We start from the raw sequence: 19,973 nt of genomic DNA on the forward strand, positions 1-19,973 counted from the left end.
TAGCATAGAAATTGGAGAAATGTGCATCATTTTAATGTGAATATCGGTCATACATTTGTCATGTAAATAATTGAGAAATCCTCCAAATACAAATAGTTATGAAAAAAGTTCTAAAATTTACCGCAATGGCAGCTTTAGTGTTAAGCACTTTTACAGCTTCGGCCAATGAACTGAAATTAAATGTTGCAACCGATAAGGATGCTAAAAGTTTAATTTTTGAATTAGACATTGTTTCTAAAGACACAAAAATTCAATTTATAGATAGTAAGAATAATGTTATCTATTCTAATAGTAACTTAAAAAGTAGTTCACTTCGTAAAAAATTCGATTTAAGTAAATTAGAAAAAGGTATCTATTCATTTAGAGTAGATGATGCTACGCAAGTAACTACCTATGCTATAATGATTGATGGTGATTCTATCAGTATCCTTAATAAGGATGAAGTAATTAAGCCTGTATTTAGAATGAAAGATAATATGGTTTACATTAACTTTTTAAACGTAGAGAAGAAAGATGTTGAGATTAAAGTATACGATTCTAACGAAAGAGTTTTATTCACTCAAAAAATATCTGATACTTTAATTGTTGAAAAAGCAGTAAACTTTCAATCGGCTCACAAAGGTGATTATACTATTGCAGTGAAAAATGCTAATGGAGTTTATACAGAAAACATAAGTATATAATATTTAAGATTTGGTTTTAAGTTAAGTTGAGTTAATTTTTTTAAACCTAAAAGGGGAGCGAAAGCTCCCCTTTTTATTTTTACAATTTTTTGTAATTCTTTATTTAGAATTTGAAATCCACGTATTAATCTTTTTTTCTAATAAAGCTAAGGGAACACAACCGGTTTCTAAAACTTGGTTGTGAAATGCTTTAATATCAAATTTATCGCCTAATTCTTTTTCTGCTTTAGCACGCAACTCCATAATTTTAAGTTGTCCTATTTTGTAGGATAAGGCTTGCCCAGGATTGGCCATATAGCGTTCAATTTCAGAAGTGATACCTGCTTCAGATTCTGCCTCGTTGTCTAAAGAGTATTGGATTGCTTCTTCTCTGGTCCATCCTTTAGAATGTAAACCTGTATCAACAACTAAACGTATTGCTCTGTGCATTTCAGCTCCTAGCATTCCAAAATATTGGTACGGATCTGTGTATAGTCCTAGTTCTTTACCTAAAGACTCGGTATATAATGCCCAACCTTCTCCATAAGCACTATACCATAATGTTTTTCTGAACTTAGGTAAATCTTCATTTTCTTGTGTCAATGAAATTTGAAAGTGATGCCCAGGAATGGCTTCATGTAAAAACAAGTCTTCGTCAGAATACATATTGTATTTAGTAACGTCTGGTATTGGGGTGTAAAAAATACCTGGTCGCGTGCCATCAATAGATCCAGGATTGTATTCTGCGCTTGCAGAAGCTTCTCTAAACGCTTCTGTTCTTCTGACCTCGAAAGGTGTTTTGGGTTGTTTTCCAAAAAGTTTATCCACTTGAGGTTTCATTCTCTCATGAATTTTATTGAAGTTTTCAATAACTTGCTCTGGAGATGTAAAAGGCATTAATTCCTTTTTATTACGTACAAAGTCAAAGAAGGCTTTTAAATCACCTTCAAAACCAACATCCTTCTTAATTTTCTCCATTTCAGAAGAAATACGTGCTACTTCACTTAATCCTAATTGATGAATTTCATCAGCAGTCATATCTGTTGTTGTATATAACTTTATGGAATAGTCGTAATATTCTTTCCCATTAGGAATGCCTTCAATACCACTGGTGGTTCTAGCGGCATCCATGTATTCTGAATTCATGTAGTCGTACAAATTTTGGTATGCAGGGATAATTTTTTCAGAAATCATAGCAGAATAAGCCTCTGTTAAACGGTCGGTGTCTACATCTGAAAAGCTTTCCGGAATACTTTTTATAGGAGAGAAGAACAAATGTTTGTCCAAATCACTTTCTGTCATATCTTTTAGCTGTGGTGTAACTTTAGTTACTAACGCTTTTGGCAGTACATGACCTGTTTTTATACCTTCTTCCATTCTTGTTTTAGCACTAGCCAACCATGTTGTGTAGGCGTCTAACCTTTTTAACCAATTGTCATAATCGGCAACCGTTTTAAAGGGCTGCGAGCTTGCGCCACTGGCTAATTGTCCCATCATTAATTGCATGGTCCACATTTGGTTTATAGGAAGTAGTTCTTCTCTAAAACCTAAACGTTCTAAATTACGGTCGCATTCCCAAAGTAAAATTTCTTTACTCATTTGTTGGCTAGGCGTAAGCGATTCTTCCTTTATTTCGGCTAGCTTTTGCTTGTAGTTAGAGTAAAATTTGTTTTCAGAGGCTATAAATTCATCACTTAAAAAATTGGGTAAAATATCATTGTAACGGGCATCTCCTTGTGAGGTAGCATTTAAAGGATATAGTTTTAGGCTCTCTTCAAAATAGTCTTCAAGTACAGTGTCAAATTCGGTGTTGTGCATGGCGACAGCAGGTTCTTTTTTAGCCTCTTCTTTACATGAGTATAGGCCGAATAGGCACAAACTAATTATTAGAATTTTTTTCATAATATTATTGTGTTTTTAGTGAGTTTCGTAATCTTTCTTTTTTGTATTCTGGTAAAGCATCATTGCTCAAAATTAACTGGACCACTTCAGGGTCTTTGTTTTTTGAGAACAAAAATTGATAGTATTGATTAATGGTTAAGCTATTTTCAGATTGGGAGATGAGTACCATTTCGTCACCTGCGGTAACCGCTCCAGGTTCTAAAATTTTTATGTAGGTGCCAGGGTAATTGTGTTGTACAAATTGTTTGATGATTTTAGAATCATTAAATCGTATCCCTAATTTGTAGCATGGCTCTCTGGGCTGTGTAATTTGGACTAGTGCAGTACCAATTTTGTAGGTGTCACCAATTCTTAATTCAGACTCATTGAGACCTTCAATAGTTAAGTTTTCGCCGAACATTCCCCAATCCCATGTTAAATCTGGATACAGGTTTTTCCAATACGGATATTGATCTGCGGAGTACAGGTAACAAGCTTTGTTGGTACCACCATGGTGTTTTCTATCTATTACCGTGTCCTTGGCAACATCTTCTTTCAAAAGCTGTATAGCCTCTGAAGTTGGGTATTTGTAGATTCCTGTTTGTTCTTCTTTACCATTCCATTGAATAGTAGTAGACTTTCCTAAGTTGGTTGAAATTACCTTCATGTTATAAAGATAGAAAACCATCATAGATTAGTATGATGGTTTTTTAAATTAAGATATTTTTTTTGAGCGCCTAGTTTGATAGTTTTTTACTAACGAAGAAACCTACTAAAAGACTAATACCCGCCATTAAAAATATAGTGCCAGGATAAGCAACTTCGGAAAGCACTCCAATAGTAGCAACCAAAACGGAGGCTATAAATATTGCCAAGCCTATACCAATTAATAATAAGGCAAAATTTAAGATAAATATTTTCCATACAGGAGAAGCATTTTCACTTCTACCTTTGTTAAAAATACTGGCATCTGTTCCTTTTTCAATAAGAGCCATACGTTCTCTGTTACGCGTTGAATAATAGAGGTAAGTAATTCCGAAAACTACTAAGAAAAAACTAACTGGGATTAAAATTGCTACTGCCATGCTGATTGTTTTTTAATTGATTAATTTAATACGTTCAAGTATATGACGAATAATTATTCCTCGCGGTTACATAAATTATTTTTTTTATGAATTATGTAACCCTGATTGTTTTTTATTCGTCTAATCAATTAAATGAACAAGCGCCACGACCAACATTACATAGATGAAACATTAAGAGGTGATGCTCAAGCTTTTTCTGTATTGATTAATACCTATAAACATATGGTCTTTACCGTAGCATTAAAAATAACTAATAATAGAGAAAATGCAGAGGAGGTTGCTCAAGATACTTTTGTGAAGGCATACCATTCTTTAGCTACCTTTAAAGGAGCATCAAAATTTTCTACGTGGATTTATAAGATAACGTACTACGGCGCATTAGATTATTTGAAGAAAAATAATAGGAGAATTAAAACAAGTACAATCGAATCGGACCACGATATTAATCTATCAGAGCTTACAAACGTATTGGATGAGCTTGAGTTGAAAGACCGACAAAATTGTATTAAAGAATCTCTGGATCAATTGGGAGCAGAAGAGTCAGTATTGGTTACCTTACATTATTTTGAAGAATTATCATTACAAGAAATCTCTGATATTATTAATATACCAGCAAATACCATTAAGGTTCGCCTATATAGAATTAGAAAAAAATTAGCAGGTATTCTAGAAAAAAAATTAACCCCAGAAGCGATTAAAAGTTATGGAAGAAAATAATAATAGAAACGATTTTGATGCCTTTTTGCGTAAAGCAATAAAAGAAGTAGGTGTAGAAGAGCCAAGTAAAGATTTTAACCAATCTATTCTCTCAAGGCTACCTTTGGTTCAAGAAAGATCAATAAGTAGTCAACCACCATTAATTTCTAATTTTGTGTGGTTCCTAATTTCTTTTGGAGTTTTTGCTTTAATAGGCTTTGCTTTACTATATGATGAAGAAACTAAAGTAAATGGTGCTGATTTTAAATTTCTAAATAATTTAAGAGTTCCAAATTTTCTAGATTTTAATATAAATTTTGTTTCCTCAGACGTAGCATTCTATGGAATCATCAGTGTCTTAGTCTTTTTTTATATTCAAATTTTTGTACTAAAAAAATACTTTTCAATGCATGATTATGCTCTTAATCAGTATATTAAATAGTAATACGCCCAATACATTAATCCGAATTGTAACGGGATTCTCAGGATCAGGATCCATTTTGGGATTCCTGCACTTTGCTTTTCTCCCGAAAGCATATAGAAGTGAACCAATAAGAAAACAGTGAGCATGGCTATAATTCCGTAAATGGATAAATTCTTTGTAGCAGGGAAACAGAGGCCTATGCCTAGTGCTATTTCCGCTATACCACTTAAAGATACTAGCAGCTTGTGATTAGGTAGGTATCTGGGCATAATGCGCAGATAGGTTTTTGGTTTTATAAAATGCATAACACCCGCAAACACATAGATCGCGGCCAATAGGTATAAGTGAAACGGGTAATTCATAGTTAGTCTTTAAAGTGCCAAAACGGAATAGTGACTAAGGTGTCATTTTCTACTTGAGTACTATCTTCGGCCGGCGCTAAGATACGCAGGATATGCTTGCCTTCATTTAAATCTCTTATGTTGAGGTAGGTTTCAAAACCTAGTCTTTTGTGTTTGTCTGTAGTAATGATGTAATCGGAGGAAAATCTTAAGGAATCTATTTGAATATAATATAATTCTTTGAATGTGCTTAAATAATCAAGTTCGTTAAGATGGTTTTTTGTTTGAATTTTGATATTACTAAAACTAATTCCTCTTTGATCAAATTTAGGTTTTAATGCTTCGTTTTTTTTAAATATTTGATCTTCAATATTCTTTTTAAATAAAATAAAAACCTTTAAATAATTTTCCTTAATTATTTTAGAAGGTATGGAGGCCGTTTTTATAAAATCTTTATTGTCTAGCATTAAATCTTCATAATTGTAACTGCTAGCATAGTTTTCCAATGAAGTTGGCTTATTTGCTAAATAGTTTGAATGTTTAAAATCTATATTAAATAAAAAGGAAGTAATGATATATAGTGGTAATAATAAAAAGACAATGCGTTTACCAAATTTATTATCTAAGAAATTATAAATTATTGGTCTGTATAAAAAGGATAGCGTCAAATAACTAAATAGCCAGTAAATAGGGAAGTAGATTTTAGCAATCCATTTATTTTTTTTTAAAATTCCTTGCCCAATAAAATCAATAAAAACGATAATTGATAATAAAATAAATATAGTTAAACCTACACTAAAACCCATCTCAACCCACATGATTCCTGACAAGTATGGGTTTTCAAATATTAAATAAGCTACTGCTGCTAGGATTAATATAAAGATGAATAAGGATAGCGTGTAGAAAATGGATAAAAAAGAAATAGCAAATAATACACTACAATACTTTTCTAATTGCCCAATATATTTATCAAAAGAGCCAACATTTTTTTTTAGATAAGTGGTAAATTGTTTTGAGTATTTTAAGGCGTTATAATCGATATCTCCAGAAACATAGCGCAAACCAACAGCGCCAATCCATAAGCCTCTTAAAATAACATGTAATATTAAATTGAATATTAAGATACCCCATATTATAGTCACTGCTTCCCACATAGTGTGGAAAAAGTCAAGATTCATTTCTTTTGCTGTTAACGAAGCAACTTTTAAAGGCTCATAAGCCAATATCAAAGCATAAATGGCAAAACCTGAAATAATTAATTCTAATTGCCAACTTTCTTGCTGCAATTTGTCTAACCATCTTTTAAAGGAAGGGCTGCGATAATCGTTATTCATTGGTGTGGTTGTTTGCTGAAAGATACTAACTTTTCTAAAAATAAAAAGCCGCTTCAAATAAATGAAGCGGCTTTTATCATGTTTCTATAATCAACCAATAACGGTTCGGTAATTATTATTTCACCATCTCGTAACTACGCTTGATAAAGTTTGTAAGTTCTTCACCTTTTAATAGTCCTTTTGATAAACGCGCTAGATCTAAAGATTGATTAATTAATCGTTCTTTTTTCTTAGCTGTTTTTGTAGTTAAAATTTCAGATACCAGCTCGCTGTTTGTGTTCACTGTAAGGTTATACATTTCTGGCATATTCCCCATTCCGAACATTCCGCCACCACCGGTTTGTTGCATCTCTTTCATACGACGCATAAACTCAGGCTCCGTAATGATAAAAGGAGAAGCAGCACTATCCATAGCTTCTAACTGAATCGTATATGATTTATTCGCTATTGTTTCTTCTAAAACCTTTTTAAGGGTCTCTTTTTCTTCATCAGAAAGTTTAGAAATTTGCGCTTCATCTTTCTTGATCAAGTTTTCAATATGATCAGAATCTACACGTGTAAAAGAAATATTTTCTTTAGAAGTTTCTAGTTTTTGCATCAAGTGCGAAATAATAGGAGAATCTAAAAGTAACACCTCGTATCCTTTGTCTTTTGCAGTTTGAATATAACTGTGTTGTGCTTCTTTATCTGATGCGTAAAGAATAACTAACTTACCATCTTTATCTGTTTGGTTTGCTTTTATTTTCTCTTGCAATTCATCAAACGTAAAGAACTTACCATCTACCGTTGGGTAAAGTGCAAATTTATCTGCTTTTTCAAAGAATTTATCTTCAGAAAGCATACCGTATTCAATGACTATTTTAATGTCATTCCATTTTGCTTCAAAATCTTCTCTGTTATCTTTAAATAAAGAAGAAAGTTTATCAGCTACTTTTCTTGTGATATAAGATGATATTTTCTTTACAGCACCATCAGATTGTAAGTAAGAACGAGAAACATTTAAAGGAATGTCTGGAGAGTCTACAACACCACGAAGCATCATTAAAAACTCAGGCACAATACCTTCAACATTATCTGTTACATACACCTGATTCTGATATAACTGAATTTTATCTTTCTGACTATTTAAGTCATTCGTTAACCTAGGGAAGTATAAAATACCAGTTAAATGAAAAGGATAATCCACATTTAAGTGAATATGAAATAAAGGCTCCTCAAATTGCATTGGATACAATTCTCTATAGAACTCTTGGTAATCTTTAGTCTCTAAATCTGCTGGTTGTTTTGTCCAAGCAGGAGTAGGATTGTTTATGATATTATCTACCTCTTCTGTAGGAGCTTCATCTTCTTCTTTAGCACCTTCTGGTTTTGGTAATGTTTCAGTTCTAGTTCCAAATTTTATTGGAACTGGCATAAACTTGTTATACTTAGATAAAAGCTCGCTAATTCTATTGTCTTCTAAAAACTCAGTAGAATCATCAGCTACATGAAGTACAATTTCAGTACCTCTATCTGTTTTGTCAGAAGGTTCTAAATCAAAATTAGGAGAACCATCACAAGACCAATGAACTGCTGGCTCATCTTTAAAACTCTTAGTGATAATTTCTACTTTACTAGCTACCATAAAGGCAGAGTAAAATCCTAAACCAAAGTGACCTATAATTCCAGAATCTTTTGCACTGTCTTTATACTTGTCTAAGAATTCTTCTGCACCAGAAAAAGCTACTTCATTAATGTACTTTTTTACTTCGTCCTCGGTCATTCCCAAACCTTGATCGATAATATGGATTTTCTTTCCTTCTTTATCAACTTTTACCTCGATAATTGGATTACCATATTCTACAGATGCTTCCCCAATAGAAGTCAAATGCTTTAATTTTAAAGTTGCATCTGTCGCATTAGAAATCAACTCTCTTAAAAATATTTCGTGATCGCTGTAAAGAAATTTCTTTATTAAAGGAAATATATTATCAACGGACACATTAATCTTACCTGTCGCCATATGTAAATTAAAATTTATAATTATTAATATGATTCTTAACAGTCAAAAAAAATACCAATCTGACAGAAAATGACAAACTGGCACTTTTTTTATTTTTTTCAGTAAAATTGTTAGTTCCTGTCTACTTATTCGACTAAATAAGTGTGGTGATTTGCATCTTTTTAAAGTCATCTAAAAGATTAACAAAAATTTTGTTTAATTAATTTTTAAAATAGTTAAACATTTTTGTATCTTTGAAGTGTAATCGAGGAAGATTAATTGCTATGAAAAAGAATTTAGTTTTTTAATCGATTACCATTATTGGTTAGGTTGTTTAAAAACGTATTTCCGTCTTCTAGGAGATACGTTTTTTTGTACCAATAGTAAATTGCTTTGTCACTCTTAAACTATAAACGTCATGGCTAAAAAATCAGAAACAAAAAAAATTACAGAAGATCAAATAATAGGAATGTACATGGACTATGTCTTAGAACATGAAACTGTACCTAAATCTATTTATAAGTTTTGTAAGTCAAATGCTATCAAAGAAGAAGAGTTTTATAACTTCTTTGGTTCAGTAGAAGGGCTACAAGCGGCCATATGGGAAAAGTTTTACACCAATACTGTGGGCGTTATGGCTAAAAACGAGGATTACGAGTCATTTTCTAATCAAGATAAAATGCTCACTTTCTTTTTCTCTATGTTTGAATTACTTACCATGAATAGGAGTTATGTTCTTTTTGCATTAAGAGAACATGATAGCATGTTAAAGAACTTAAGCCAGTTAAAAGGCTTACGTTCTAATATAAAAATATTTGCATCAGAACTAGTACAAGATGCTAATGCAGATATATCGTTTAAAATCACAAAGAAAAGTCCACAATTATATGCTGAGGGTACTTGGGTGCAATTTTTATTCTTGCTGAAATTTTGGATGGAAGATACCAGTGCAGGGTTTGAGAAAACGGATTTAGCTATTGAAAAATCTGTAAAAACAATTTTTGATGTTTTTGAAAATACCCCTCTAGAGAGTATCATAGATTTTGGCAAATTCTTGTATAAGGAAAAATTTGCTTAACTCTTATTTTTAAACCTAACCACCATATACTGTTTTGAACACTTTTAACTAAAAGTACTTTATGAAAACATTAGATAAAATTCCAACAGGTAAGATAGAAAGAGCAGGAAAGCTTGTGAAAACAGGCGTTAAGATTGGTGGTAACTATGTAAAATATTACAGCAAAAAGTTAGTAAATCCTGAGCTGTCAAAAGATGAATTGAATGAGGATAATGCGGGTGATATCTATGACGGACTCAAAAGTTTAAAGGGTAGCGCGCTTAAAGTGGCTCAAATGTTAAGCATGGAGAAAAATATTCTACCAAGTGCTTATGTAGAGAAATTTTCATTATCACAATTTTCTGTTCCGCCACTATCTGCACCTTTAGTGCGTAAAACGTTTAAAAAATATTTAGGAAAATATCCAGAAGAGGTTTATGATACTTTTGATAAAGATTCTATAAATGCAGCGAGTATAGGTCAAGTGCATAAGGCTACCAAAGATGGAAAAACCTTGGCAGTAAAAATTCAGTACCCAGGAGTGTCAGAAAGTATATCTAGTGATTTGGCTATTGTTAAACCTATAGCTATACGCATGTTCAACTTAAAAGGGAAAGATTCAGATAAATATTTTAAAGAAGTAGAGAATAAACTGGTAGAAGAGACCAATTATATTCTTGAAATGAGACAGAGTCAGGAAATTACAAAAGCATGCGCTGTAATTCCGAATATGGAATTTCCGGAATATTATCCAGACTTGTCTAGTGAACGAATCATTACCATGGATTGGATGAATGGTTTGCATTTAAGTGAGTTTGCTAAAACAAGTTTTACTGCTGCAGAAGGAAATAAATTGGGGCAGGCTTTATGGGACTTCTATATGTTCCAAATTCATGGACTTAGAAAGGTTCATGCAGATCCGCATCCAGGAAATTTTCTAGTAAGTAAGAGCAATACACTTATTGCTATAGATTTTGGTTGCATTAAAGAAGTGCCAGATGAGTTCTATATTCCTTATTTTGAACTTGCAAAGAAAGAGGTTATTGAAAATGATTCGCACTTTATGGAAAAACTGTACGAATTGGAGATTCTGACCCCTACAGATTCTGAAGAAGAAATTACATTTTTCAAAGCCTTATTTAAAGAGATGTTACTGTTGTTTACATCGCCTTTTAATGGAGATACTTTTAATTTTGGTTCTGATGATTTTTGGCTTCAAATAGCTGATTTGAGTCAGCGGTATTCTAAAGATGATCAGATAAGAAAAATGAATGGCAATAGAGGTTCAAAGCATTTCTTATACATGAATAGAACGTTCTTCGGACTCTTTAATTTACTTCACGATTTAAAAGCTAAGGTTGAGGTGAATAATTTTAGACAGTATTTAGATTAAAACGATAAGTTATAAGCTCCAAATTAGATGTAAATGTCAGTTGTATGTTCATCATATTTCTGACGTTTAATTTGTTACGATACAAACTAAATATATAATTCTATATTGATTTTACAACATTGTAGAATAATCCTTAAATTGCGTTCTTGTTTATTTAATTCGTAACTTAAATAAATGTATAATAAACAGATCAGATAACTAAACTGTATGTATAATTCGAAAATTATAGGCTTAGGACATTACGTTCCTGAAAACGTTGTGACTAATGATGATTTATCAAAGGTCATGGATACTAATGATGCGTGGATTCAAGAAAGAACAGGTATTAAAGAAAGACGTCATGTTATAAAAGGCGATGGCGATACTACCACTACAATGGGGGTTAAAGCTGCTAAAATCGCTATTGAAAGAGCAGGTATAGATAAAGATGATATTGATTTTATTGTATTTGCGACCTTAAGTCCAGATTATTATTTTCCTGGCCCAGGTGTCTTAGTGCAACGAGATTTAGGTATTAAAACAGTAGGAGCCTTAGACGTAAGAAATCAGTGTTCTGGTTTTGTTTACGCTATTTCTGTTGCCGATCAGTATATTAAAACAGGCATGTATAAGAATGTTTTAGTTATTGGATCAGAATTGCATTCTCATGGTTTAGATATGTCTACACGTGGTAGAGGTGTTTCTGTAATTTTTGGTGATGGAGCAGGGGCTGCGGTTTTATCAAGGGAAGAAGATAACAGCAAAGGAATCTTATCTACACATTTGCATTCTGAAGGGCAACATGCAGAGGAATTATCTTTGATAGCTCCAGGAATGGGAAAAAGATGGGTGACAGATATTATAGCAGATAATGATCCTAATGATGAATCTTATTTTCCATATATGAACGGTCAATTTGTATTTAAAAATGCAGTAGTCCGTTTTAGTGAAGTGATTATGGAAGGCTTAGGAGCAAATAAATTAGCGCCAACAGATATTGACCTACTGGTGCCACATCAGGCAAATTTGAGAATTTCTCAATTCATTCAGAAGAAATTTAAATTATCAGATGATCAAGTTTTTAATAATATTATGAACTACGGGAATACTACAGCCGCTTCAATTCCAATTGCTTTAACTGAGGCTTGGGAACAAGGCAAAGTAAAAGAAGGAGATTTAGTTGTACTAGCCGCATTTGGTAGTGGTTTTACATGGGGTAGTGTTATTATCCGCTGGTAATATCTATAAAATTATACTTTAAAAAAAGCCCTAACATAACTGTTGGGGCTTTTTCATTAAGCTTGGTTTTTTTTAAACCAAAAATTCTTTTAAATGATGACCGGATTCATATTATAAAATTCCGCCCCCACCTTCCTTGGTATTGTTGTCTCTATTTTTTCGTTTGCTAGCTTTATTTTTCCCGCTACCAAACATGTAGGATAAGCCCGCGTATACGGTTCTGCTTTCCCAATTAAATTCTCCAGTAGAGGCGTAAGGTCTTGTGCTGTCAAAAGCAAACCGCATGGTGTTGAATACATCGTTGAAGTTTAAGCTAAACGTTCCTTTTCCTTCAGCAAAACTGTAGCGAGCTCCTGTATTTACAAAATACATAGACTTTACATCAAACTGTATATTTTTATTAGCACCACGATAAAAGCCAAATACCTGAAAGCTTAAGTTTTTAGTCGCATTGAAGCTGTTATTCATTCTAAAATTCCAAGCTGTATTCTCTACTTGAACTTCTTCTATCACAATGTCATCAACGGTAGCATCAGGGTTTTCTGTAGGTAATGTTTCTGTAATGCCTCTTTGTGTTTGTGAGAATAAATCAAAACTACCATTAATACTCCACCAAGTTAAAGGTTTGTAGTTTAAAGATGCTTCCATTCCGTAGGCGGTGGTATTGTCAAAATTATCATAGGTTAAAATAAGTTTGTTTAAATCCAAACGGTCTACATATACAGCCCGGTTGATTTCATCTTTAATTTGGCGGTAGAAAACACCTGTAGTAATACTACCTTTTTCTAAGCGTTTGGTGTAGTTAACTTCGTAAGAATTGGTAAACTGCGGCACTAAACTTTGGTTTCCAAAAGAAGATATTAGTGGAGTAGACCATTCTCTTATAGGGTTTACTTGTTGCAATCCTGGTCTGTCTACACGGCGACTTAAACTAAATTGAAGCTGGTTTTTGTCATTGGGGGCATAGGTAACGTATGCAGAAGGATATAGCTGTGTATATTTGTCAGAAAACGATCGTATGTTATTAGTATCGGCTTTCACTTCCACATTTTCTACACGCAGTCCTGCCTGATAAGACCATTTTTTGTAATTCTGACCAAAAGTAGCGTAGGCAGAATAGATATCCATACCGTAAACAAAATCTGTGTCTGGAGTTGGTATTAAACTTCCCGTATCATTAAAAGATAACCCTGTAGAGGTATAATCTACATTGGTTTCAAAAATTCTAGATTCAACGCCTAATTCTAGTTTAGATATAGAATCTATAGGGTTTACATAATCTAAATTAGCAATGCTTTGCTTGCGTTTTGTATCCACCATGTCTACATAGTCTGGAAAAACAGTAGCACCAGAAGACTTAAAAAAGGCGTCTTCGTTTTGATTAAATTCATTGTAATCAACCTCCAACTCTATAGAATGACCTTCCTTTTTAAATTTCATTTTATAATCAAAATTATACTGCTCGCTCAGATTGTCTTGAAAATTATCAAAGATCTGATTAGAATTTCTGCTGGCATCATCATAATACAAAATATCAGTATCTCCTTTTCCTTTACCGTCAAATGAATTTTGATTGGTAAAAAATGAAATAGTATGGTAATCATTTAAATAAAAATCGACGCCTATTTTATATAAGTGCGATTTGTTGTTATTGAGAAAACTAAATTGCTGTTCCGAGTTATCATCAGGTCTGTAAAGGTTTCCATTGTTTACGTATTTACCTATATTATTCCCATAGTTGCCATAAACATTAAATTTTCCTGAACGATAATTAAGGTCAATAGCACTGTTAAACTTCGCTTCTTCACCTACGGTAAGTCCGGTACTTATGGTTCCATTAAATCCGTTATTAGCATTTTTATGAAGTATGATGTTGATGATACCGCTCATGCCTTCAGGATTATATTTTGCAGAGGGGTTGGTAATTAGTTCAATAGATTTTATGGAGCTAGACGGAATCTGTTTTAATAATTGTGCCACGGGAACATTAGACAGTTTTCCATCTACCATAACTCTTACGTTAGAATTTCCGCGCATAGAGAGTTCACCTGTTTGTTGGTCTATATTTACAGAAGGTATATTATTCATGATGTCTGATGCCGATGCACCTGCGGTGGTAAGGTCTTTCCCCACATTAATTACCTTTCTATCTATTTTTTGTTCAATAGTAGTGCGTTCTGCGACCACTTCTACCCCAGACAATTCTTGAGTTTCATCTTCAAGATAAATTGTTCCTAAGGCTATTTTTCGGTGATTTTTGTCAATGGTAATTAGCTTCGAGTAGGTTTTGTATCCTATAAATTGAACTAAAAAAGTAAGTGTTCCTTCGGGAATATTTTTAATTTCAAAAGTTCCGTTTTCTTCAGTAATACCACCAGTAATAATAGTAGACTTATCTTCAGACTTAATGACAATAGCAGCAAACGCTATCGGTTCTTGTAAAGATTGGTCTAAGATTGTGCCAGTGATTGTGCCTAATACAGCATCGGGGCTAGAGGGTTTTGTGTTTGCGAATAATGCACCGTTGATGAGCAGTGCAATACATACGATTGCTTTTTTCATGAATGTTCGTTTTGTAATTTAATTGATTGATTGATTGATTGATTGATTGATTGATTGATTGATGAAATGCTACTTACAGGACGACACTATGCTGTAATTGTTACAATACATTTTTATTTTAACAGTTTTTAACATATTTGAAATGGATAGAAGAATCTTTCTCAAATTTGAGGTTAAAATCTAATATTTAATTTTCTTAATCTTGCAGTGTGCTATTTGCTCTTGGAAAGGAAGGAAAAGAGTGATCTGGGGGGTATAAAAAACAAAACCCTCATTTACATGAGGGTTTCTATTATCGATAATGTGCACTAAACACTAACCATTAACTATAAAAATACAGCATTAACGACAAATTCATAATATCTTTAGTTTACTAATAGACGCAAAATTCATATAATAATTACATTAATTAACAATTTTTAACATCATTTTCGGTAAAATGCAAAAAACTCTCGTAATAGGCGCTTCGTTAAAATCAAGCAGATATAGTAATGTAGCTATAAAAAAACTAACAGAAAAATCCATTAAAACAGAAGCTTTTGGCTTAAAAGGAGGTATTCTTTACGGAGTGCAAATTAAGACTAATTTTGTCGATTTTCAAAATATACACACGGTTACTTTGTATTTAAATCCAAAATCCCAAGAAGAGTATTATCAAAAAATAATAAATTTAAACCCTAAGCGTGTAATTTTTAATCCAGGAACAGAGAATCCAGATTTCTATACCTTACTTGAAAAGAATAATATTGAAGTTGAGGTGGCTTGCACACTAGTTTTGTTGGCTACAAATCAATTTTAAATTCTCTTCTATAAGTAAGAAATAAAACTCATAATGTCGTAATTTTACAACTATGGAATTTTCTTCAAAATTATTGGAAAATGCAGTTTATGAAATTTCACAATTGCCAGGGATCGGAAAGCGAACGGCATTGCGTTTGGCATTGCATTTATTAAAACAACCAGAAGAGCAAACATCACATTTAACAAGTGCATTAGAAAAGTTAAGAAAGCAGATAAAATTTTGCTCCAACTGTCATAATATATCTGATGTTGCGCTTTGTGAAATATGTGCAAATACCAAAAGAGATGCTACAGTAATCTGTGTAGTGGAAGATGTTAGGGATGTTATGGCTATAGAGAATACAGGACAGTTTAGGGGCTTGTATCATGTTTTGGGTGGTAAAATTTCACCGATGGAATGTGTAGGTCCTCAAGACTTGACCATTGTTTCATTGGTTGATAAAGTAAAGAAAGGTGGCGTAAGTGAACTTATCTTTGCGCTAAGTTCTACCATGGAAGGGGATACTACTAATTTTTATATCTTTAAGCAAATAGAAGGAGCGGCTATAAAAACATCTACTATTGCTAGAGGAATTGCTGTGGGTGATGAACTGGAATATGCAGACGAAATTACCTTGGGACGTAGTATTTTAAACCGAATTCCATTCGAAAACTCTATGAAAGCATAAATAAAATAGTTGTACTAAATTTAAGTAAAAGACTATATTTTTATTATTTTCGCAAAAAATTATTCTGAATAAGTATATTAATTGATGATATGTCAAAGTTTGAATTAAAATTACCCCAAATGGGCGAGAGTGTTGCAGAGGCAACACTAACCACTTGGTTAAAGGAAGTGGGTGATACTATTGAAATGGATGAAGCGGTTTTTGAAATTGCTACAGATAAAGTAGATTCCGAAGTGCCTAGTGAAGTGGAAGGTGTTTTGGTAGAGAAGCTTTTTAACATCGATGATGTAATATCGGTTGGACAAACAGTTGCAATAATTGAAATTCAAGGGGATGCACCTGAAGCTGTTGATCTTCAGGATAGTAAGCCAGTTGCTGCAGCGAAAGAAGAAGCGACTTCCATTGAACAAGAAATGGATGTTGTTAAAGAAGGTGTTAGTGCATCTGTATCAGATTATAGTGGTACAGATCGGTTCTATTCTCCTTTGGTGAAAAATATAGCGAAAGAAGAAGGTGTTTCTGTAGCGGAGTTAGATGAAGTAGCAGGAACCGGTAAAGATGGTAGAGTTACTAAAAACGATATTCTGGATTATGTAGCAAGTCGTACATCAGGAAATTCTATGAATACGGATCGTGAAGTAACACCTGTGCCAAATTCTGCACCTGCTAAGAATATGGTTGCTGCTAATGAAGTTTCTTCAAACCCAAAAACGACGAATGGTGATGAGGTAATTCCTATGAGTAGAATGGGGAAACTTATCGCTCAGTATATGCGCGAAAGTATTTCTACATCGGCACACGTGCAAAGTTTTATTGAAGTAGATGTTACCAATGTTGTTAATTGGAGAAATAAAAATAAAATTAGCTTCGAGAAAAGAGAGGGAGAGAAACTAACGTTTACTCCTATTTTTATGGAAGCAGTAGCTTTTGCGCTAAAGAAATATCCAATGATGAATATATCTTTGGATGGTGATGTAGTAGTTAAAAAGAAAAATATTAATATAGGGATGGCGGCAGCTTTGCCTGATGGAAATCTAATTGTGCCTGTAATTAAAAATGCAGATCAATTAAATCTAGTCGGTATGGCTAAGGCGGTTAATGATTTGGCAGCTAGAAGTAGGAATAATAAATTGAAGCCAGACGAAATAAAAGATGGTACGTACACCGTAACAAACGTAGGTACTTTCGGAAGTGTTTTTGGTACACCTATTATCAATCAGCCACAAGTAGGAATTCTTGCATTAGGAGCAATACGAAAAGTGCCTTCTGTGATAGAAACTCCTGAAGGAGATTTTATAGGTATTAGAAGTAAAATGTTTTTATCTCACAGTTATGATCATAGGGTTGTAAATGGGGCGCTAGGAGGTATGTTTGTGAAAGCAGTAGCAGATTTCTTAGAAGCTTGGGATGTGAACAGAGAAGTTTAATTAAGGGAATATAAATAATAAAAAAAGCTTCCTTTTTGGAAGCTTTTTTGTTCTACACATATTTAATTTGCCCTAGTTTTTTTCTTAAATTTTGAATAAACTATCTTTGAATAAATTCTTTAAAAATGCAATTAAAATTAACGCGTCCTATTTGTTTTTTCGATTTAGAGACAACAGGTATCAATGTAGCCAAAGATCGAGTTGTAGAAATAGCGATTCTTAAAATTCATCCTAACGGAAATAAAGAAAGTAAAACTTGGTTGGTAAATCCAGAAATGGTTATTCCTGATGAGGTAATTGCTGTTCATGGTATTACAAATGAAAAGGTTGCTAATGAGCCTACTTTTAAAGAGTTGTCTAAGGATATTTACAATATGATTAAGGATAGTGATTTAGGGGGGTTTAACTCTGATCGATTCGATATTCCATTATTGGCGGAAGAAATGTTGCGATCTGAGATAGATTTTGATATGAAAAATAGAGTTGCAGTAGATGTGCAAACCATCTTTCATAAAATGGAAAAGAGAACTCTTGGAGCTGCTTATAAGTTCTATTGTGATAAAGATTTGATAGATGCGCATAGTGCTGCGGCAGATACAAATGCTACCTATGAGGTTTTATTGTCGCAATTAGATCGTTATCCAGAATTAGAGAATAACATGAAAATGTTGGCAGAATTTTCGTCACATAAAAGAACAGTAGATTTTGCAGGGTTTATAATCCTCGATGAAGATGAAGAAGAAGTGTTTTCTTTTGGGAAGCATAAGGGTAAAAAGGTTCATGATGTATTGGCTAAAGAACCAGGGTACTTTAGTTGGATCTTAAATGCTGATTTTCCTTTGTATACTAAAAAGATATTAACTCAGATTAAGTTGAGTAAGTTGAATAATAAACTAGGCTAATGTTGCGCTATTTTTTATTGTTTATTTTAGGTTTAAATCTGGTTACGGCGCAAGATATTTATTTTGAGGGTGTTGTTTATGATAGCAAAACAGAGGAGACAATTCCTTTTGTGAATTTAAGTTTTTTAAACACATTGAAAGGGACTTCCTCGGATGAAGAAGGTCATTTTTTTATGGATTTGTCTTCGTCATTCCTAGAGAAGCAGCTTCATATTTCCTCTTTAGGCTATAAAGATACGATTGTAAATGCTGCGCAGATTTTTAAAGCCAAGCGCTTTGATCTGGTTCCTGAATCATTTGAGCTTAACGAAGTTGTTGTTTCGGAGACTTTAGGGAATTCAGATGTGTTGAATCCAATAAGTAGTTATAGCATAAAAAGCGGATTCTCATCGTCATCAACCCCTTGGGTATTGGCTTTGTATTATCCTAATATAGGACAGCAAAAAAAATATCTAGATAAGGTTACTATATTTTTCCAGAACAATTCTGAATTTAAAAGAGAAGCTTCAAAATTTAGGGTGCGGGTTTATGATGTAGATAAGGAAACTAAAAAGCCGACTAAAGATTTGTTGCGAAAAAGTTTTGTTTTGGAGGCAGACGTGGATAGAGACTATGTTTCATTAGACTTATCTGCGCTTCAGATACAAATGCCTCGAGCTGGTGTTTATATAGGGTTAGAGTGGTTGTTTGTGCCAAGTAATTGGTATAAAAATACAGGAAAACATAATATTACGAATGCCTTGCTGGTTGAGGATAGATTTGCGCCTACTTTTGGTGGGGTTTACAATAAAAATCAGAACTTTAAAGTTATGGTATATGGTATGGGCGAATGGACAGATTTTGTAGTTAAATCTAAAAACAAAACAGGAAACCTTATACCCGCAGTGAGTTTAAAATTATCAAAAAAGTAAATTTAATAAAATTCTCGTATGAAAATTATTTGTATCGGAAGGAATTACGCGGCGCATATTGCTGAATTGCAAAATGAAAAACCCAAAGATCCTGTGGTTTTTATTAAGCCAGATTCTTCCGTTTTACCTAAGGAACAAGATTTCTATATCCCAGAATTCTCTAATGATATTCATTATGAGGTAGAAGTTTTGGTTAAGATAAAAAAAGTTGGAAAGCATATTTCAGAAAAATTTGCATCTAATTATTATGATGAAATAGGCTTGGGAATAGATTTTACGGCAAGAGATGTGCAACAAGTGCTAAAAGAGAAAGGTTTGCCTTGGGAGAAAGCAAAGGGGTTTGATGGAGCAGCTGTAATTGGAGCTTGGGTGGCTAAAGAAAAGTTTGAAAATATTGATAATTTAGGTTTTCAATTATTGAAGAATGATGAAATAGTTCAAGATGGAAATACCAACTTGATGCTCTGGAAGATAGATGAGTTAATTGCATATGTGAGTACATTTTTTACTTTAAAAAAGGGAGATGTAATTTTCACAGGTACTCCGGCAGGTGTTGGAAGTGTTAAAACTAATGACTACCTTTCAGGTAGGTTAGAAGGTGTAGAAATGTTTAATGTAAATATTAAATAA

The 19,973-nt window shown here is 33.1% G+C and carries 19 protein-coding genes; 12 read left to right on the forward strand and 7 right to left on the reverse strand.

Annotated elements, in window-relative coordinates; genetic code table 11:
* Positions 1 to 98: 98 nt before the first annotated feature.
* Complete coding sequence (locus GQR94_RS12865; protein ID WP_158975879.1) at positions 99 to 683, forward strand: hypothetical protein; 585 nt, start codon at positions 99 to 101, stop codon at positions 681 to 683.
* 99 nt (positions 684 to 782) lie between these two features.
* On the opposite strand, the gene GQR94_RS12870 is transcribed toward GQR94_RS12865, so the two are convergent.
* From GQR94_RS12870 to GQR94_RS12880, 3 genes are all read right to left on the reverse strand, one after another.
* Positions 783 to 2,564, reverse strand: a complete 1,782-nt coding sequence (locus GQR94_RS12870) for a DUF885 family protein (protein ID WP_158975880.1) — start codon at positions 2,562 to 2,564, stop codon at positions 783 to 785.
* Positions 2,565 to 2,568: 4 nt separating this feature from the next.
* On the reverse strand, positions 2,569 to 3,210 hold the full coding sequence (locus GQR94_RS12875; protein ID WP_233268301.1) for an MOSC domain-containing protein: 642 nt from the start codon (positions 3,208 to 3,210) through the stop codon (positions 2,569 to 2,571).
* Between the two features lie 70 nt (positions 3,211 to 3,280).
* Complete coding sequence (locus tag GQR94_RS12880; protein ID WP_158975882.1) at positions 3,281 to 3,628, reverse strand: TMEM43 family protein; 348 nt, start codon at positions 3,626 to 3,628, stop codon at positions 3,281 to 3,283.
* A gap of 132 nt (positions 3,629 to 3,760) precedes the next feature.
* Between GQR94_RS12880 and GQR94_RS12885 the strand changes: the two genes are divergently transcribed.
* Positions 3,761 to 4,345, forward strand: coding sequence for an RNA polymerase sigma factor (locus GQR94_RS12885; RefSeq protein WP_158975883.1), 585 nt, complete (start codon positions 3,761 to 3,763; stop codon positions 4,343 to 4,345).
* Positions 4,332 to 4,766, forward strand: coding sequence for a hypothetical protein (locus tag GQR94_RS12890; RefSeq protein WP_158975884.1), 435 nt, complete (start codon positions 4,332 to 4,334; stop codon positions 4,764 to 4,766). Before GQR94_RS12885 ends, GQR94_RS12890 begins: the two co-directional genes overlap by 14 nt.
* On the opposite strand, the gene GQR94_RS12895 is transcribed toward GQR94_RS12890, so the two are convergent.
* The 3 genes from GQR94_RS12895 to htpG form a co-directional block, all read right to left on the reverse strand.
* Positions 4,751 to 5,110, reverse strand: a complete 360-nt coding sequence (locus GQR94_RS12895; RefSeq protein WP_025615726.1) for a MauE/DoxX family redox-associated membrane protein — start codon at positions 5,108 to 5,110, stop codon at positions 4,751 to 4,753. The two genes, GQR94_RS12890 and GQR94_RS12895, sit on opposite strands and share 16 nt — an antisense overlap.
* Before the next feature lie 2 nt (positions 5,111 to 5,112).
* Positions 5,113 to 6,423, reverse strand: a complete 1,311-nt coding sequence (locus GQR94_RS12900; RefSeq protein WP_158975885.1) for a hypothetical protein — start codon at positions 6,421 to 6,423, stop codon at positions 5,113 to 5,115.
* A gap of 115 nt (positions 6,424 to 6,538) precedes the next feature.
* Positions 6,539 to 8,425, reverse strand: coding sequence for a molecular chaperone HtpG (gene htpG, locus GQR94_RS12905; RefSeq protein ID WP_158975886.1), 1,887 nt, complete (start codon positions 8,423 to 8,425; stop codon positions 6,539 to 6,541).
* Between the two features lie 397 nt (positions 8,426 to 8,822).
* Between htpG and GQR94_RS12910 the strand changes: the two genes are divergently transcribed.
* The 3 genes from GQR94_RS12910 (at position 8,823) to GQR94_RS12920 (ending at position 12,072) form a co-directional block, all read left to right on the forward strand.
* Positions 8,823 to 9,482 carry a TetR family transcriptional regulator C-terminal domain-containing protein gene (locus GQR94_RS12910; RefSeq protein WP_158975887.1) on the forward strand — a complete coding sequence of 220 codons (660 nt, stop codon included), beginning with the start codon at positions 8,823 to 8,825 and terminating at the stop codon, positions 9,480 to 9,482.
* 61 nt (positions 9,483 to 9,543) lie between these two features.
* A complete protein-coding gene (locus GQR94_RS12915; RefSeq protein WP_158975888.1) occupies positions 9,544 to 10,854 on the forward strand; it encodes an AarF/ABC1/UbiB kinase family protein in 1,311 nt (436 codons plus the stop codon).
* Between the two features lie 207 nt (positions 10,855 to 11,061).
* Entirely contained in the window at positions 11,062 to 12,072 is a 1,011-nt protein-coding gene (locus tag GQR94_RS12920; RefSeq protein WP_158975889.1) for a 3-oxoacyl-ACP synthase III family protein, read from the forward strand.
* Positions 12,073 to 12,183: 111 nt separating this feature from the next.
* Here GQR94_RS12920 and GQR94_RS12925 read toward each other — a convergent pair whose 3' ends face one another.
* The gene (locus GQR94_RS12925; protein WP_158975890.1) at positions 12,184 to 14,634 is read right to left on the reverse strand and encodes a TonB-dependent receptor domain-containing protein; all 2,451 of its coding nucleotides are present in this window, start codon (positions 14,632 to 14,634) and stop codon (positions 12,184 to 12,186) included.
* A 439-nt stretch (positions 14,635 to 15,073) separates the two neighbouring features.
* Here GQR94_RS12925 and GQR94_RS12930 point away from each other — a divergent pair, with 439 nt between their 5' ends.
* The 6 genes from GQR94_RS12930 to GQR94_RS12955 all read left to right on the forward strand — a co-directional run bounded on the left by GQR94_RS12930 (position 15,074) and on the right by GQR94_RS12955 (position 19,973).
* Positions 15,074 to 15,433, forward strand: a complete 360-nt coding sequence (locus GQR94_RS12930; protein WP_158975891.1) for a CoA-binding protein — start codon at positions 15,074 to 15,076, stop codon at positions 15,431 to 15,433.
* A gap of 52 nt (positions 15,434 to 15,485) precedes the next feature.
* The gene (recR, locus tag GQR94_RS12935; RefSeq protein WP_158975892.1) at positions 15,486 to 16,103 is read left to right on the forward strand and encodes a recombination mediator RecR; all 618 of its coding nucleotides are present in this window, start codon (positions 15,486 to 15,488) and stop codon (positions 16,101 to 16,103) included.
* Positions 16,104 to 16,192: 89 nt separating this feature from the next.
* Positions 16,193 to 17,530: a dihydrolipoamide acetyltransferase family protein gene (locus GQR94_RS12940; RefSeq protein WP_158975893.1), complete on the forward strand. Its 1,338-nt coding sequence runs from the start codon at positions 16,193 to 16,195 to the stop codon at positions 17,528 to 17,530.
* A gap of 125 nt (positions 17,531 to 17,655) precedes the next feature.
* A complete protein-coding gene (locus tag GQR94_RS12945) occupies positions 17,656 to 18,432 on the forward strand; it encodes a 3'-5' exonuclease (RefSeq protein ID WP_013551183.1) in 777 nt (258 codons plus the stop codon).
* Complete coding sequence (locus GQR94_RS12950) at positions 18,432 to 19,343, forward strand: carboxypeptidase-like regulatory domain-containing protein (protein ID WP_158975894.1); 912 nt, start codon at positions 18,432 to 18,434, stop codon at positions 19,341 to 19,343. The genes GQR94_RS12945 and GQR94_RS12950 overlap by 1 nt, the downstream gene beginning before the upstream one ends.
* A gap of 18 nt (positions 19,344 to 19,361) precedes the next feature.
* Positions 19,362 to 19,973, forward strand: a complete 612-nt coding sequence (locus GQR94_RS12955; RefSeq protein WP_158975895.1) for a fumarylacetoacetate hydrolase family protein — start codon at positions 19,362 to 19,364, stop codon at positions 19,971 to 19,973.

It is taken from the genome of Cellulophaga sp. L1A9 (assembly GCF_009797025.1).
GTDB lineage: Bacteria > Bacteroidota > Bacteroidia > Flavobacteriales > Flavobacteriaceae > Cellulophaga.

Coding starts and splice junctions, on each gene's coding strand:
- GQR94_RS12865 (WP_158975879.1), top strand. CDS start 99: ATGAAAAAAGTTCTAAAATTTACCGCAATGGCAGCTTTAGTGTTAAGC.
- GQR94_RS12870 (WP_158975880.1), bottom strand. CDS start 2,564: ATGAAAAAAATTCTAATAATTAGTTTGTGCCTATTCGGCCTATACTCA.
- GQR94_RS12875 (WP_233268301.1), bottom strand. CDS start 3,210: ATGAAGGTAATTTCAACCAACTTAGGAAAGTCTACTACTATTCAATGG.
- GQR94_RS12880 (WP_158975882.1), bottom strand. CDS start 3,628: ATGGCAGTAGCAATTTTAATCCCAGTTAGTTTTTTCTTAGTAGTTTTC.
- GQR94_RS12885 (WP_158975883.1), top strand. CDS start 3,761: ATGAACAAGCGCCACGACCAACATTACATAGATGAAACATTAAGAGGT.
- GQR94_RS12890 (WP_158975884.1), top strand. CDS start 4,332: ATGGAAGAAAATAATAATAGAAACGATTTTGATGCCTTTTTGCGTAAA.
- GQR94_RS12895 (WP_025615726.1), bottom strand. CDS start 5,110: ATGAATTACCCGTTTCACTTATACCTATTGGCCGCGATCTATGTGTTT.
- GQR94_RS12900 (WP_158975885.1), bottom strand. CDS start 6,423: ATGAATAACGATTATCGCAGCCCTTCCTTTAAAAGATGGTTAGACAAA.
- htpG (WP_158975886.1), bottom strand. CDS start 8,425: ATGGCGACAGGTAAGATTAATGTGTCCGTTGATAATATATTTCCTTTA.
- GQR94_RS12910 (WP_158975887.1), top strand. CDS start 8,823: ATGGCTAAAAAATCAGAAACAAAAAAAATTACAGAAGATCAAATAATA.
- GQR94_RS12915 (WP_158975888.1), top strand. CDS start 9,544: ATGAAAACATTAGATAAAATTCCAACAGGTAAGATAGAAAGAGCAGGA.
- GQR94_RS12920 (WP_158975889.1), top strand. CDS start 11,062: ATGTATAATTCGAAAATTATAGGCTTAGGACATTACGTTCCTGAAAAC.
- GQR94_RS12925 (WP_158975890.1), bottom strand. CDS start 14,634: ATGAAAAAAGCAATCGTATGTATTGCACTGCTCATCAACGGTGCATTA.
- GQR94_RS12930 (WP_158975891.1), top strand. CDS start 15,074: ATGCAAAAAACTCTCGTAATAGGCGCTTCGTTAAAATCAAGCAGATAT.
- recR (WP_158975892.1), top strand. CDS start 15,486: ATGGAATTTTCTTCAAAATTATTGGAAAATGCAGTTTATGAAATTTCA.
- GQR94_RS12940 (WP_158975893.1), top strand. CDS start 16,193: ATGTCAAAGTTTGAATTAAAATTACCCCAAATGGGCGAGAGTGTTGCA.
- GQR94_RS12945 (WP_013551183.1), top strand. CDS start 17,656: ATGCAATTAAAATTAACGCGTCCTATTTGTTTTTTCGATTTAGAGACA.
- GQR94_RS12950 (WP_158975894.1), top strand. CDS start 18,432: ATGTTGCGCTATTTTTTATTGTTTATTTTAGGTTTAAATCTGGTTACG.
- GQR94_RS12955 (WP_158975895.1), top strand. CDS start 19,362: ATGAAAATTATTTGTATCGGAAGGAATTACGCGGCGCATATTGCTGAA.